Source organism: Bradyrhizobium sp. JYMT SZCCT0428, assembly GCF_018131075.1.
Lineage (GTDB): Bacteria > Pseudomonadota > Alphaproteobacteria > Rhizobiales > Xanthobacteraceae > Bradyrhizobium.
The window spans coordinates 1-12,217 of record NZ_JAFCLS010000028.1; the positions used below are offsets into that span (position 1 = coordinate 1).

A 12,217-nucleotide genomic window follows, 5' to 3' on the forward strand; every position below is an offset into this window, starting at 1 on the left:
TGGGCTAATATTTTGAGGACGGCGCACCGGAAGCTCCGCGACACCACGAAATTGGTCAACGTGGTTGCAGCATCCACCACGAATTAGGCTTCCAAATGACTGCAACGGCCCACCTCAGACCTCACTATCGCATCCGGCTTGGCCGACGTCCTTCGAGATCAGTTCCTCATCACTCCTGGGATGCGCGACGGTCGCGAATATGCTTGAGGTCCAAGAAAAGAACCCAGCACTTCTGATCATCTACCTCCGGCGAAGGCCGCCTCGTTAATTAGTGCGATTGGTGCATGACGGTCCTTATAGAGGCTCGTTGGACTGGATGCGCCGCGGTGCCCGTTAGGACGTCGGCGAGCCAAGCTTGTGGATCCCGTCGTGCGTAACAGTCCTTGGTTGCGCCGAAAGCGGTACTGGATCGTTGAAGTTGGCCGATTGCCACTTGGCATTTGTAGTCCTCGCGTAATTTCTGCACCCACAGTCAACTCATGAGAAGATCGTAGTCCCGCCGCAAGATAGCTTGGACGTGGACTGCGGCGCGGGCAGCGGTATTGGCGTCGGCAGCGCCAGCGGCCATCACGCACAGTGACCAATTGAATTCAGTGCGCTCTTCTGTAACGCGGTTGACTGCTACTTCTTGAACGTTGTGGCATCCGGGCATCTTTCGGATCTCTGCCAAAGCTCGTCGTTGCAAATCCGGCAATGGAAGTCGGATCTTGGACATATGGCCCACCTGTTTGAGACCCTGACCTGACTGGGCGGCTGCGGTGTGCGGCACTCAAGACAGAACGAAAGTAGCTAGTGCCGGTTCCGCTCACGTGCGCAACCTTCGGGCTCGCTACCAGCGTTACGAACGACCGGCGCCGATAGTCGGGAAACCTGTCCAGCATCACCAGCAGATTGCCGACGAAGCGATGGATGACCCGAACGAGCGCGCAGACCCAACGCGGCGTGGAATATCATGTCATATCGCTCGTTAGAATAGTCTCAGAACGAAAGGAACATGCAATGGACCGGAACCGAGTTGAAGGAAATTGGAAGGAAGTAAAAGGCAAAGTGAAAGAGCAATGGGGAAACTCACCGACGATGATCTGACTGCCCTAAACGGTCATCGCGACTAATTGGAAGGCGTCTGCAACAGCGCTATGGACTAGCCAAGGATCAGACCCGGAAAGAGGTCGGTAGTTAGGTTTCGACGTTGAAGTAACTCAACTGCGATCTCAGCCCCGTTGTCCCCGAAAAGAGGCCCCGGTTGACCGGGGCTTTATTTGTGCGGGGCATATCTTTCATGGGTTTCCTTCCTCATGGCCTTCCGCTGCTTTTTGAGAGCACCAAGTCGAATGCGTTCTCGTATACGCGCCGTCCGAACTTCTTCTTCATCCGTCTTGCGTTTCTTTTGATGGAGCGCCGGAGACGTCGGCTTAGCGCCAGGCATTCTGGGTAACGATTGCGTTGGCACCGTTGAGCCATGCACCACCGGTTGAATGCTCATGGGTTTCTGCTCATGCGCCTTTGGAATCGGCATCTCATTGCCTCAGATTTTGGCAAAATAAAAGACCATGCGGCATTACACATGGCCTCATACGTCCCGGCTGTTTTTCGAATAGCGACTTATCGCAACCCGATTAAGCCAATCACAACAATTAGGCCCACGAAATGATACTATTCATTCGCGCCTACTCCAGAGTTGCCATGATCTTGAACGCCCGTCGATGGACAAAGTTCCACTCGGCTAATCGCAGCGAATGGCCGCGTTCTTTCCGCCATCTTAAGCAGCCTCCTGAAGCGGGGTATCTTGTTCAACAAGCTGCTGGGTCATCACTTTGAACCGGGCCAATCGTGCAGGACCGAAAGCCGTCGAAATAGCAACATCGGCGGCGTCACGGCCCCTGGCGATGACGATGCGGCCAATGCGAGGATGGTTGTGCCTTGCATCGAAGGTGAACCAGCGACCATCAAGAAACACTTCGTACCACGCACTAAAATCCATCGGAGCAGGGTCGGTGGGAACTCCGATGTCACCAAGATATCCGGTGCAGTAACGCGCGGGGATGTTCATGCATCGGGAAAGCGCAACTGCGAGATGAGCGAAGTCCCGACAAACACCGCGCTCTTCCTCGTGACCTTCGGATGCGGTGCGGTCAGCTCGCGCATGATGATAACCAAATTCAATGCGATTGTGAGCGTAATCGCAAATGGCTTGCGCTCGCTGCCATCCCCCTTGGATACCTCCAAAGAGCGACCACGCAAGATTCGACAGCTTTTCAGTGTCGCAGTAGCGACTGGCCAACAGGAAGGGCAGTACCTCGCCGGGCAACGCGCTTACGTCCCATTGTTGCGCGGTCGCGCACACTTCATCGGGTAGCCCATTATCCTGAACAATAAATTCACTGCGGACTTCGAGCAGGCCGGGTGGCGCTACAAGCCGGGTGCAAATGTTGCCATATGGATCAAAGTAGTCACGTGCTTCCACTTCGACGGAAAACTGCATCGACTGATCAGTGAGGATATCTCCGTCTCGCGACGGATGGCTGGTGAGCATCAGCACTATTGGAACCGCGTGGGGACACTGAAATGCAATATCGTAGCCTGCCCGGATCTTCACAAAAACCTCCTCAGTCCTGTTGAGCTGGGCAAGTCAAATTTGCACCTCTTTGTTCCTGAGGTAATCGAACAAATGTTGCTCTGAGCAGCAGAGCGAGCCCCTTTAACGAAGAATTCGCTCCGATCGCGACCATGAAGTTCCGCGAATAGGTGATCGATTTCACGAATTCTCAATCAAGCAGGCGTCACACAATGCTGGCTAAGCTGTGGTCTGCTCATTCCAGCGCATGTCGCCACTCAATCCACACGCCCAGTCCGAACGGTGGCAGTATGATGCTACTGAGCTGCCGACCAAGCGGTATTGGAACGCCCGCGTCTGACGTGCTGGCATATCTGCCCACCTACGAGTCACACGCCCTCTATCTGAAACGTAATGGCTCATTGCTGGCCGTGAGGAACGGTAATTAAAGAGAGCGGATTTTGAACCTGAGAGCCTTACAGAGTGACACCCGGGCGCGGATTACCGGCCCGGGCGACTCTCAGGCGCGTGTATCCAGCGAAATCTCCAGCTGGCTGGCCTTCACGGCGACCGCGCCAACAGTGCGCTTCAGTGACTTTGAGATCTTGGCGACTCCGACACGTTTCTTAGCCAACGATCTTAATACCTTGACGTCGTTCTTGGACCAAACGCGCTTTACAATTTTCTTTATAGTTTTAGCCATTGTCACTCCGATTTTGGTGACGGGCCTTTTATCACGCGACACCGCAAGGGCAACGTTATTGTTTCCTCAATCAAGCATTCACTAATATTTGTCGCGTTTTCTGAGACACTCTATGAGCATGCAGCAACGAAAGAGATTGTGCCGCTACACCGCGCACACCCTGTACAGGCTGCGGCAGGACTTGGAAGCTGGCTTCCACCTAGACCGAGCTGGCGCGCATCTCCGGTACTCGCGAAAGACACAAAAACAGATGAAGCGTTAGGACGCTCGAAAGAACGTTGCGGAGAAATTTTGCACAGGACGGCTGGCCCCGCCTACACCATCATGAATGCTAGCTTTTGCGCGTAATAGCGCCGTCCTGATGGGCGCCATGCGCTCGCGGGAGGATTTTACATCCGCCCTGTTTCGACTGCATTCAGACTGAATTGGCAGACACGCGCTCGATCTGCCCCATGTCGTTGTGAAGAATGGCCTGCTCGTTACCGACCTTCCATCGGATGGTCACACCCGCCCAACTAGTTCCGGTGATCGTGCCTAGGTCGTTCTTGTCAGAATTCCAGCACACTAGGTCACCTACTTTAAGTGCTGTCGATTGAGTGCCAGTCATGATTTCGATCGCACCCTTTCTATACGCGCCATCTGTTTGCTCCGCAGCCGAACCTGCCGTAATCGGATTCGTCGCCAAGAGAGAGAACTTGGTGGACCTTGACGCCCACTGAACAACTCGTACGAAGATCGACTAAGCTAAATCCTAGTATCGCTACGGATCGAGACTTAGCTACTGCCCAAACCCATTCTATATTCGGGCAGCGTGGTTCACGCGAGCTTAAACTCGGCGTTAGCGGCTTCTTTCGCCAAACCGGGAACCTAAGAACAAGGCATCGAGCTCCTCAACACTTGTCCGCGAGACTTTCGCATGGTCCAGCTTGACCTGGTAAGTAAGGGCTCTGTGGAATTCGGCCGGATGAGCTATTTCACATAGCTCGGCTGGGGCGTCCAGGAGCCTATGCAGCGATTGCCCTGCCTCAGCAGGAGCAATAAAGGACATGATCTCGCTGTCCTTAGGATGCTCAACCTGAGCCCCTATGATTTCCCCTTGCGCATCCCGGATAAGTAACATGCGGCGGAGCCACGATCACGTCTGGGCACCTTTGAGACATGCCTGCCTATCCTGGAATGTCCGTTCACCGGGATAGACTGGAAGTCGCCGTGGTTCGGCCAAACCGAGGCGAATGACCCACCACTGACTTCGGCGCCTCGCCGGCTAGGGTCACATGATTCAATAGACCGCGAAGCCCTCGGTTAGCCGCAATCAACTCTACGGCGCAAAACTGAGCTCCGCCGAGGGTCGAATCGATGCCGGTGTGAGATGCAACCGAGCCGCGGCACGTCGGTCGCGAATCGCACCTGGCTTTCCACTTCTTCAGATCACTAGGAAATCAACGGTTGTCAGGCTGAGGCCTAGGGTAACGGTTGCAAACTGGATCGCCGCACCGGCGCCATTGCCATCCGCATCATACGTCAGAGCGCCGTTCTGACTGTTGTAGATGATACGGTCGTCCGCATCATGGGCCGCCGAACCAATGTGGAACTCGGCCGACGTCACGTTGCGTGCAAGATTTCCCGGCGTCGCGAGCGTCGCGAAGATGGAATTCTCCAGATAGACCGTATCAGCTGCCACGCTGAAATCGGAGATCGTATCAACGTTGGCGGCACCGAGCGTTGTGTTGAACAGAAAGTAATCCTGCCCGCCCCCGCCGGTCAGCGTGTCGATGCCGCCGCCGCCGTTAATAAGATTGCTGCCGTCGTTGCCGATCACCGTATTGGCGATACTGTTGCCGGTGAGATTGATTGAGTTAGCCGAGCCCCAGCGAAATGCTTCCAGTCTTTCGACCGACGTGTTTTCGGCGAGAGTATAACTGACGGTGGTTATCACTGTATCCGAGCCTTCGCCTGTCACTTCGGTAACGATGTCGCCAGCGTTGTCGACCATATAGGTGTCGTCACCGCCGCGTCCGATCAGTGTATCGGCGGCGCCGCCACCGTCGAGCGTATTTGCTTCCCGGCCACCGGTGATCGTGTTGGCGAGGTCGTTGCCAAGGCCGTACGAGGCACTCACCAGGTTGAGGTTTTCGACATTGGCGCTGAGCTGATAGTTCGCCGTCGCATTGACCGTGTCGATACCCTCGTTGGCGTATTCATGGACAGCATCGAGACTGTCGCGGACGATGTAGGTATCATTGCCGATGCCACCGTAAAGCTGGTCGTCTCCCAATCCACCGTTCAGCGTATCGTGGCCCTCCAGGCCGAAAAGCGTGTCGTTGCCGCCGTGGCCGGACAAGACGTTGTCCAGGCTGTTGCCGACGATCCCGTTGTCCAGGGTGTTCCCTTCCCCGTTCAGGGCGATGGGCGAATACAGCACCAGGTTCTCGACATTGCTCGTCAAAGTATAGTTCGGGAGCCGCGAGTACACGGTGTCGCGCCCCTCGCCGCTGTATTCGATCACCTGATCTCCGGTATTTTCGACGATGTAAGTGTCGTCATTCAGCCCGCCGCTCATGACGTCGCCGCTAGAGCCGCCATCGAGGGTATCGTTGCCCGCACCGCCATAGAGCGTGTCGGTGTTGGTTTCACCGTAAAGCTCATCGTCACCGGCGCCTCCATAGAGGGTGTCGATGCCGCTGCCGCCCCAAATGTCATCGTGACCTTCATAGCCCCAGATGTTATCGTCGCCCTGCATGCCATAAAGAGCGTTGTTGTACATGTTGCCGCTGATATCGTTGTTCAGGGCATTGCCGACGCCCTGAAAGGCGTCTTCGTCCTGAAAGAACTGCAGGCGCTCGACGTTGGATGGGAGCGTGTAGCTGATGCGGGAGATGACCGTGTCGTACCCGGCGTTTAACGCATTGGTTTCGCTAACCTGGTCGTCCACCTGGTCGACGATATAGGTGTCGTTGCCGGCTTCACCGTACATTTCATCTGCTCCGGTGCCTCCGTCGAGCCAATCCTGTCCATATCCTCCGGACAAGATATCGTTTCCGGCGTGACCGTAAATGAAGTCGTCTTCGTCAGTGCCGATGAGTCCCAGCGTCACCGTGCCGAACAACCAAGGCAGGCCGCCATCGCTGAATTCGGTTCCGTGCTTGATAGCCATGTCCTAGTCCCCTGTGCTTGAAAGGAAGAAGACCGTGCGTCCCCTTGACCCGCGACCATCAATGTCAGGAAAGGCTCGGTTGGGCTGTTACCTGGGGAACAGGTTCAAACGCGTTTGTGCGGAAGATCACATGCTTTGGCCGGACGTTGCGACATGGCGTGGTGCGCCGAAGAGTTTCGCAATCGCGTCGCACATTGCGCAGACAAAATGCACATCGGCCACGATCCCGCCGCCATCAACGACGCCAAACGAGCCGTCAAGCAGCTGTTCAAGAGGGTATTTCAACTTCACTAATCGGATGACGCTAAATGTCGGCCACACGCCCGCCGATCCTGGCAATGTCCGTTCACCGGGGTAGACCGGAAGTCGCCCAGGTCCGGACAAATCGACGCGAATGACCCAAAGGAGACCTCCGCGCTGGCCTGATGGGCGGTCGGCGTGCTACGGCGCTTTCAAGACTAACTGAATACTTTTAATGCTCCAATGCTGTCGTCATTCGCAGTCACAGTTCCGTTCTTCGCACTCATCCTGCTCGGCTACCTCGCCGCACGTCGAAGCATGTTGTCCCATGCCGCAATTCCGGGCCTCAACGTCTTTGTAATGTACTTCGCACTGCCATCCGCGCTGTTTCGCTTCGGCATGAACACGCCTTTGCTGCAGTCGCTCGGCCCCGGAGTACTCGCAATCTACTCTCTGTGTGCGCTGCTGATGATTGCTCTTACCATCGCACTGACATGGCGCGGCTCGGTAAGCCTGAAGGATGCTGCATTCGGGGCGCAGGTCGCTGCCTTTCCCAATACGGGATACATGGGGCTGCCGTTGCTGATTACGTTGGTTGGTCCAGCGGCAGCGGGGACAATGATCTCGACCATCGTTGTCGACATTGTCCTGACGAGTTCCATATGCATCGCCCTTGCGCAGTGGCAGGAGGCATCCAAGCACGGCCACCGCGTCGCAATCGCTATGGCTTTGCGCGGGGCGGCGTTAAATCCGCTGCCTTGGGCCATTGCGCTGGGCGCGGCAAGCTCGGCCACCGGTCTGAAGCCGGTCGGCCCGATCGACGCAATCCTTCGCATGCTTGCTGATGCAGCTACGCCCGTGGCGCTCTTCACAATTGGAGCCGTGCTGTGGCTTGCCAGCAGATATGCCCATACTGGCATACCCGTGTCTCAGTATTTGCCGGTCGCGCTGCTCAAACTTCTTGTGCACCCGACGTTGGTAGCCCTTGTCGGAAAAGTTGGCCAAGATCTCGGCGTTGGGATATCCGACTTCGAGATAATGGTACTGACGCTGACGGCGGCGCTTCCAAGTGCAAGCAACGTGTGGGCGCTCGCCGAACGTTACGGGGCCGACAATGGCCGAATCGCTCGGATCATCTTAGCGTCCACACTCCTTTCCTTTCTCACCCTAAGCGGTGCGGCCTGGATGCTGCTGGACCGCTGAGTTCTGCGACCCGCGGCGGTAGTCAGACCGCTCACGGTTGTCGTATAACGAGGCCATGGTTGTGACCTGCTCCCCTGAAACGCCCCCGGTTTTGAGTTAGGGTTCTGTTCTCCTGAAGCGCTCCCCAAAACTAGGCCAGCCAGTGCTGGAGCGACATGACGGAGTTTCGGTTCGCCGGCAGCAGGAGCCTCCTACCGCTCTGCGCATTGCACACCTTTATAGAGACGCGCTTTTGGTTAGACTGCTTCACGGCGAAAGTGCGCAATCTTACAGCTTGGGAACGAGAGACCAATGGCACGCACCGGTACAGGAAACTACAGCAGCCCGCTGACGACGTCGCGCACGCTTCTGCTCGAGGATGGGTCCGACAATAAATTTCGTTTGATGGTAGACAATCTTGTCGCATTCGCAGCCCAGCTACAGCAGTTTCGACAAGCAATAGCTCGCCGAATGGGTCTTTCCCCGCCGCAGTACAACATTTTGATGATCCTCGCGCACAACGGAGGAACTGACACACCAATTGGCTATGTGGCCAAGCGCTTGCGGGTAAGTGTCCCATTCGTAGTGAAAGAAACGCAACGTCTCCATAAAATGGGTTTCCTGGAAAAACAGGTGGATAAGAAAGATCGCCGTCGCCTAACCCTGATTCTCACTCTCTCGGGTAGGAGGGCCGTTGAGAAAATCGCACCATTTCAGCGTGACGTAAACGATGCCCTTTTCGCGACTTTAGACCGCAATGGCTTCAATAATCTCATTCGACTCACCAACGGCCTTCTGGGATCCTGCCACGACGCTCGCACCAGGATTAGCGTTCCGCCCATGCGATCGGGGAAGCAGGCAAGGGGTTAGTTTAGCGGCAATGGATGTTCCGACGCAGCGCCAATAGGACTTTTGCTGAGTTCCCGGTTGCACGGGACTAAGCTAAATGGTGTCGCCAAAAGCTACGAACTGAACCATTACCCACCGAGATATGCTTCGCGAATCTTCGGATTGGCGAGAATCTCGGCGCTAGTCCCCTGTTGAACCATTGTGCCCGATGAGAGAAGGTAAGCACGATCACTCAGTTCCAGTGCCGCCAAAGCATTCTGCTCCACCATGAGAACTGTCGTGCCCTGATTTTTGACCTCCGCGATAAAGCGAAACGTCTGTTCGACAAGGTTGGGTGCGAGACCTAATGAAGGTTCGTCGAATAGAATCATCTTCGGTCGGCTCATCATTGCTCGCGCGATTGCGAGCATTTGCTGCTCTCCACCGGACAGAGTGCCCGCAGCTTGTGTGCGACGTTCGCCAAGTCTCGGAAACCGCTCAAAGAACTTTGTGATATCCTTTGCGATGAGTGGCTTATCGCTGCGAAGGTAAGCTCCCATGAGCAGGTTTTCCGTGACGGTTAGCTGCGGGAACACCCTCCTACCTTCGGGACAGTGAGCTATCCCACTCATCAACACGGCTCTGGCGCCGCAGTTATCAAACGACTTACCGAGAAAGCTGATTTGGCCTTGATAGGAGACAAGACCCGAAATCGCCTTGAGCATTGTCGACTTGCCGGCGCCGTTTGCGCCGATGAGCGTAACAAGCTCGCCTTCCCGCACCTCCATCGAGATGTCGTGCAGTGCAGGGACGGTTCCGTACTTCACACCAAGGTTGTTGATCTTAAGCATGCCCCAACCCCTGACCAAGGTAAGCGCGAATAACTTCGGGGTCGTTCTGTACTTCTCGCGGGCTCCCTCCGGCAATAATCCGGCCGTTGTTTAATACATAGACTAGATCCGAGATGGACATCACCATATGCATGTCATGCTCAACGAGGAGTACCGTGATTTCACGGTCTCGAATGGCGCGTATGAGATCCATGAATTGACGCGTTTCATAGGGATTCAGACCTGCAGCCGGCTCATCCAAAAGAAGGATCGTTGGTTGTGCAGCCAACGCCACCGCTAAAGCAAGATGTCGTTGCTCACCATACGAAAGAGCCCGCGCCAAGACGTCGCGCCGCCTTTCCAGTCCGACGAACTCCAATAATTCTACAGTCTCTTTGCGTAGACGCTCCTCCTCATCCCGGACGGCTCTCGAACGAAAGATCGCTCCCACGAACTCTGCGCTCCCGCGCAGGTGGAGAGCAGTAAGAACGCCATCGAACACAGTGCAATCGCTAAATACGCTCGTTCGCTGGAATGTCCGCACAACACCCAACTGCGCGATCTCCGGCGGAGACAAGCGCGTTAGGTCGCGGCCCTTATATAGGACCTGGCCTGCGCTCGGCCGGAGGAAGCCCGTCATCACGTTGAAGGCTGTCGTTTTCCCGGCACCGTTGGGGCCTATCAGGCTCACGATTGAGCCTCGCTCAACCGCAAAAGTCATATCCGAAATTGCTAACAAGCCACCAAATCTGACTGCTATTTGATTGATCGCCAGGCGATCGGACGATAACAGGGACGTCATGTGTTCGCCTCACTGTTCATTCTCGCCGACTTGGATTCGTTTGACGCGCTCGATGGTCGCTTGAGTAATGCAGGAACAATTCCGCGAGGCAAGAAGAACACGATTAGGATCATCGCGACGCCATAAATAATCAGTTGCAGTTCCGGACGAACAAGCTGACGTAACAACTCGGGGAGGAGACCGAAGATCAAGCCGCCGACTACGGGCCCCAACAACGTCCCTTTTCCGCCTGTCATCACCATGATGACCATGGTCACTGTATAGATGAACATGAAGACATCTGGATCAATCACGCGCACATAGTGAGCGTACATAGCGCCCGCTCCTCCGGCCATCGCGGCTGAAATCGCAGTAGCTAGGACGAGATAGCGCGTCACCCTTATGCCGACAGAACGAGCGAGAGGCTCATTTTCGCGTAACGCGACCAAGGCACGGCCGACACGCGAGTGGACGATGCGATCTAAGATCCAGTAAGCAATGATGCCCAAGATCAAGACGACGTAGTAGCTCTCCATACGTCCTTGAATGGGCACTATCCCGTGTCCCGGCAGCCAGAATGAAAGTGGTGGGATATTGGTCAAGGCCATGGGCCCATTGGTCAAGCTCACCCAATTCAGTGCAACCATCCGAGAGACCTGAGCGAACCCGATTGTCAAGATTACGAAAAACGCCCCACGCACACGAAACGCTAGCTTGCCGATTATCCATCCGAACACTCCCGCAAAGCAGATGCCCAGGACGAACGCTATCCAGACCGGAAGCGCCGGAACGACAATAGGCTCCTCCGCTCCATAGTGGAATTCGAAGCCTAGAGAAAAGAGGGCGCTCACGTAAGCACCGATCCCAAAAAAGGCAACATGTCCCAGGCTGAGCTGCCCGGCATAACCAAGCAGGAGGTTCAAACTCATCGCGGCGATAACAAGTATGCCCGCTGAAGTGAGCGTGAAGAGCACATACTGGTTCGTGACCCCAAATGGCAGCACTGCAAGGATCGCAGCCAGACACAACGCAATGTTACGCTCGGTCATCCCGTACGCTCCCGCGGTGCAAAGAGGCCTTGCGGCTTCAATAATAGAACGAGGATAATAAGGATAAACCCAATTGCATCTCGATAGCCCGAGTCGATGTAGCCAGCGCCGAACTCTTCCGCCAACGCAAGTATGAATCCACCGATTGTTGCTCCGACGATGTTCCCAAGTCCTCCAAGGATAACAACTGCGAATGCCTTCAGCGTCACGAGATCGCCCATTATCGGGATGACGACGAAGACTGGCGCAAGCAGAGCGCCCGCCGCAGCCGCAAGACCGGAGCCGATCGCGAAGGTGAGCGTGAACATCTGGTTGATCTTCACTCCCATTAGCGAGCTTACATCGGGATCTTGAAATGTCGCTCGTATCGCAATCCCGAATTTTGTTCTGTTCAGAATCAGATAGAATACGGCAAGGAGAACTAGCGCAGCAAGCAACACGAAGATGCGAAGTGGCGCGACGGAGACGGAGCCAATCACCAAAGGCTCCGTCGGGAAGGGTTGCGGGACAGATTTCGCTACCCCGCCCCAGGTCAGGAGCTCCAGATTCTGTAGCGCGATCCATGCACCAATCATCACAAGCATGACTGTGTCCATGTGCGCGCCCTGAAGCGGCCTAAGTAGCACGTACTCGATCACCGCGCCCAGAAGCACGCCGAGGAGAACTGCGATAAGCAAGCCGAGGAAAAAGTTGAGACCTAGTGGACCGATTAGCAGGTACGCCATGTAGGCGCCGAAAGTGTACAGTTCGCCATGCGTGAAGTTGGCGACCTTCATGACCCCGAAAATGAGCGTTAGCCCAATTCCGAGCAAGGCATACGTGCCGCCGAGGACGACTGCGTTCAGAACGTGCTGCAACAACTGATCCATGAGCTTGCTTTCTTACTCAAGAAGGAC

At 55.5% G+C, this 12,217-nt stretch carries 11 protein-coding genes and 1 pseudogene; 3 read left to right on the forward strand and 9 right to left on the reverse strand.

Annotation, left to right across the window (positions count from 1 at the left end):
- Positions 1-472 precede the first annotated feature (472 nt).
- Positions 473-715: a hypothetical protein gene (locus JQ575_RS26020; RefSeq protein ID WP_212035993.1), complete on the reverse strand. Its 243-nt coding sequence runs from the start codon at positions 713-715 to the stop codon at positions 473-475.
- 284 nt (positions 716-999) lie between these two features.
- On the opposite strand from JQ575_RS26020, the pseudogene JQ575_RS44915 reads away from it, so the two are divergent.
- Positions 1,000-1,180 (forward strand): annotated as a pseudogene (locus tag JQ575_RS44915) (CsbD family protein).
- 579 nt (positions 1,181-1,759) lie between these two features.
- Here JQ575_RS44915 and JQ575_RS26025 read toward each other — a convergent pair.
- From JQ575_RS26025 to JQ575_RS26040, 4 genes are all read right to left on the reverse strand, one after another.
- Entirely contained in the window at positions 1,760-2,596 is an 837-nt protein-coding gene (locus JQ575_RS26025; RefSeq protein WP_212035994.1) for a transglutaminase family protein, read from the reverse strand.
- 478 nt (positions 2,597-3,074) lie between these two features.
- A complete protein-coding gene (locus tag JQ575_RS26030; RefSeq protein ID WP_212035995.1) occupies positions 3,075-3,257 on the reverse strand; it encodes a hypothetical protein in 183 nt (60 codons plus the stop codon).
- Between the two features lie 1,423 nt (positions 3,258-4,680).
- On the reverse strand, positions 4,681-6,411 hold the full coding sequence (locus JQ575_RS26035) for a calcium-binding protein (RefSeq protein ID WP_212035996.1): 1,731 nt from the start codon (positions 6,409-6,411) through the stop codon (positions 4,681-4,683).
- Positions 6,412-6,537: 126 nt separating this feature from the next.
- Positions 6,538-6,732 carry a hypothetical protein gene (locus JQ575_RS26040; protein ID WP_212035997.1) on the reverse strand — a complete coding sequence of 65 codons (195 nt, stop codon included), beginning with the start codon at positions 6,730-6,732 and terminating at the stop codon, positions 6,538-6,540.
- Between the two features lie 162 nt (positions 6,733-6,894).
- On the opposite strand from JQ575_RS26040, the gene JQ575_RS26045 reads away from it, so the two are divergent.
- Positions 6,895-7,854 (forward strand): AEC family transporter, encoded by a 960-nt coding sequence (locus JQ575_RS26045; RefSeq protein WP_212035998.1) that lies wholly within the window; start codon positions 6,895-6,897, stop codon positions 7,852-7,854.
- A gap of 291 nt (positions 7,855-8,145) precedes the next feature.
- Entirely contained in the window at positions 8,146-8,703 is a 558-nt protein-coding gene (locus tag JQ575_RS26050) for a MarR family winged helix-turn-helix transcriptional regulator (protein WP_212035999.1), read from the forward strand.
- Positions 8,704-8,810: 107 nt separating this feature from the next.
- Here JQ575_RS26050 and JQ575_RS26055 read toward each other — a convergent pair whose 3' ends face one another.
- The 4 genes from JQ575_RS26055 to JQ575_RS26070 are packed head-to-tail and all read right to left on the reverse strand — an operon-like array spanning position 8,811 to position 12,190.
- The gene (locus JQ575_RS26055; protein WP_212036000.1) at positions 8,811-9,512 is read right to left on the reverse strand and encodes an ABC transporter ATP-binding protein; all 702 of its coding nucleotides are present in this window, start codon (positions 9,510-9,512) and stop codon (positions 8,811-8,813) included.
- Positions 9,505-10,293: an ABC transporter ATP-binding protein gene (locus JQ575_RS26060; RefSeq protein WP_212036001.1), complete on the reverse strand. Its 789-nt coding sequence runs from the start codon at positions 10,291-10,293 to the stop codon at positions 9,505-9,507. Before JQ575_RS26060 ends, JQ575_RS26055 begins: the two co-directional genes overlap by 8 nt.
- Positions 10,290-11,321 carry a branched-chain amino acid ABC transporter permease gene (locus JQ575_RS26065; RefSeq protein WP_212036002.1) on the reverse strand — a complete coding sequence of 344 codons (1,032 nt, stop codon included), beginning with the start codon at positions 11,319-11,321 and terminating at the stop codon, positions 10,290-10,292. The genes JQ575_RS26060 and JQ575_RS26065 overlap by 4 nt, the downstream gene beginning before the upstream one ends.
- The gene (locus JQ575_RS26070; protein ID WP_212036003.1) at positions 11,318-12,190 is read right to left on the reverse strand and encodes a branched-chain amino acid ABC transporter permease; all 873 of its coding nucleotides are present in this window, start codon (positions 12,188-12,190) and stop codon (positions 11,318-11,320) included. Before JQ575_RS26070 ends, JQ575_RS26065 begins: the two co-directional genes overlap by 4 nt.
- Positions 12,191-12,217: the final 27 nt, after the last annotated feature.

Excerpts from the sequence above, each read along its gene's own strand:
- JQ575_RS26020 (WP_212035993.1), bottom strand. The coding sequence starts at position 715 with ATGTCCAAGATCCGACTTCCATTGCCGGATTTGCAACGACGAGCTTTG.
- JQ575_RS26030 (WP_212035995.1), bottom strand. The coding sequence starts at position 3,257 with ATGGCTAAAACTATAAAGAAAATTGTAAAGCGCGTTTGGTCCAAGAAC.
- JQ575_RS26035 (WP_212035996.1), bottom strand. The coding sequence starts at position 6,411 with ATGGCTATCAAGCACGGAACCGAATTCAGCGATGGCGGCCTGCCTTGG.
- JQ575_RS26045 (WP_212035998.1), top strand. The coding sequence starts at position 6,895 with ATGCTGTCGTCATTCGCAGTCACAGTTCCGTTCTTCGCACTCATCCTG.
- JQ575_RS26050 (WP_212035999.1), top strand. The coding sequence starts at position 8,146 with ATGGCACGCACCGGTACAGGAAACTACAGCAGCCCGCTGACGACGTCG.
- JQ575_RS26055 (WP_212036000.1), bottom strand. The coding sequence starts at position 9,512 with ATGCTTAAGATCAACAACCTTGGTGTGAAGTACGGAACCGTCCCTGCA.
- JQ575_RS26060 (WP_212036001.1), bottom strand. The coding sequence starts at position 10,293 with ATGACGTCCCTGTTATCGTCCGATCGCCTGGCGATCAATCAAATAGCA.
- JQ575_RS26065 (WP_212036002.1), bottom strand. The coding sequence starts at position 11,321 with ATGACCGAGCGTAACATTGCGTTGTGTCTGGCTGCGATCCTTGCAGTG.
- JQ575_RS26070 (WP_212036003.1), bottom strand. The coding sequence starts at position 12,190 with ATGGATCAGTTGTTGCAGCACGTTCTGAACGCAGTCGTCCTCGGCGGC.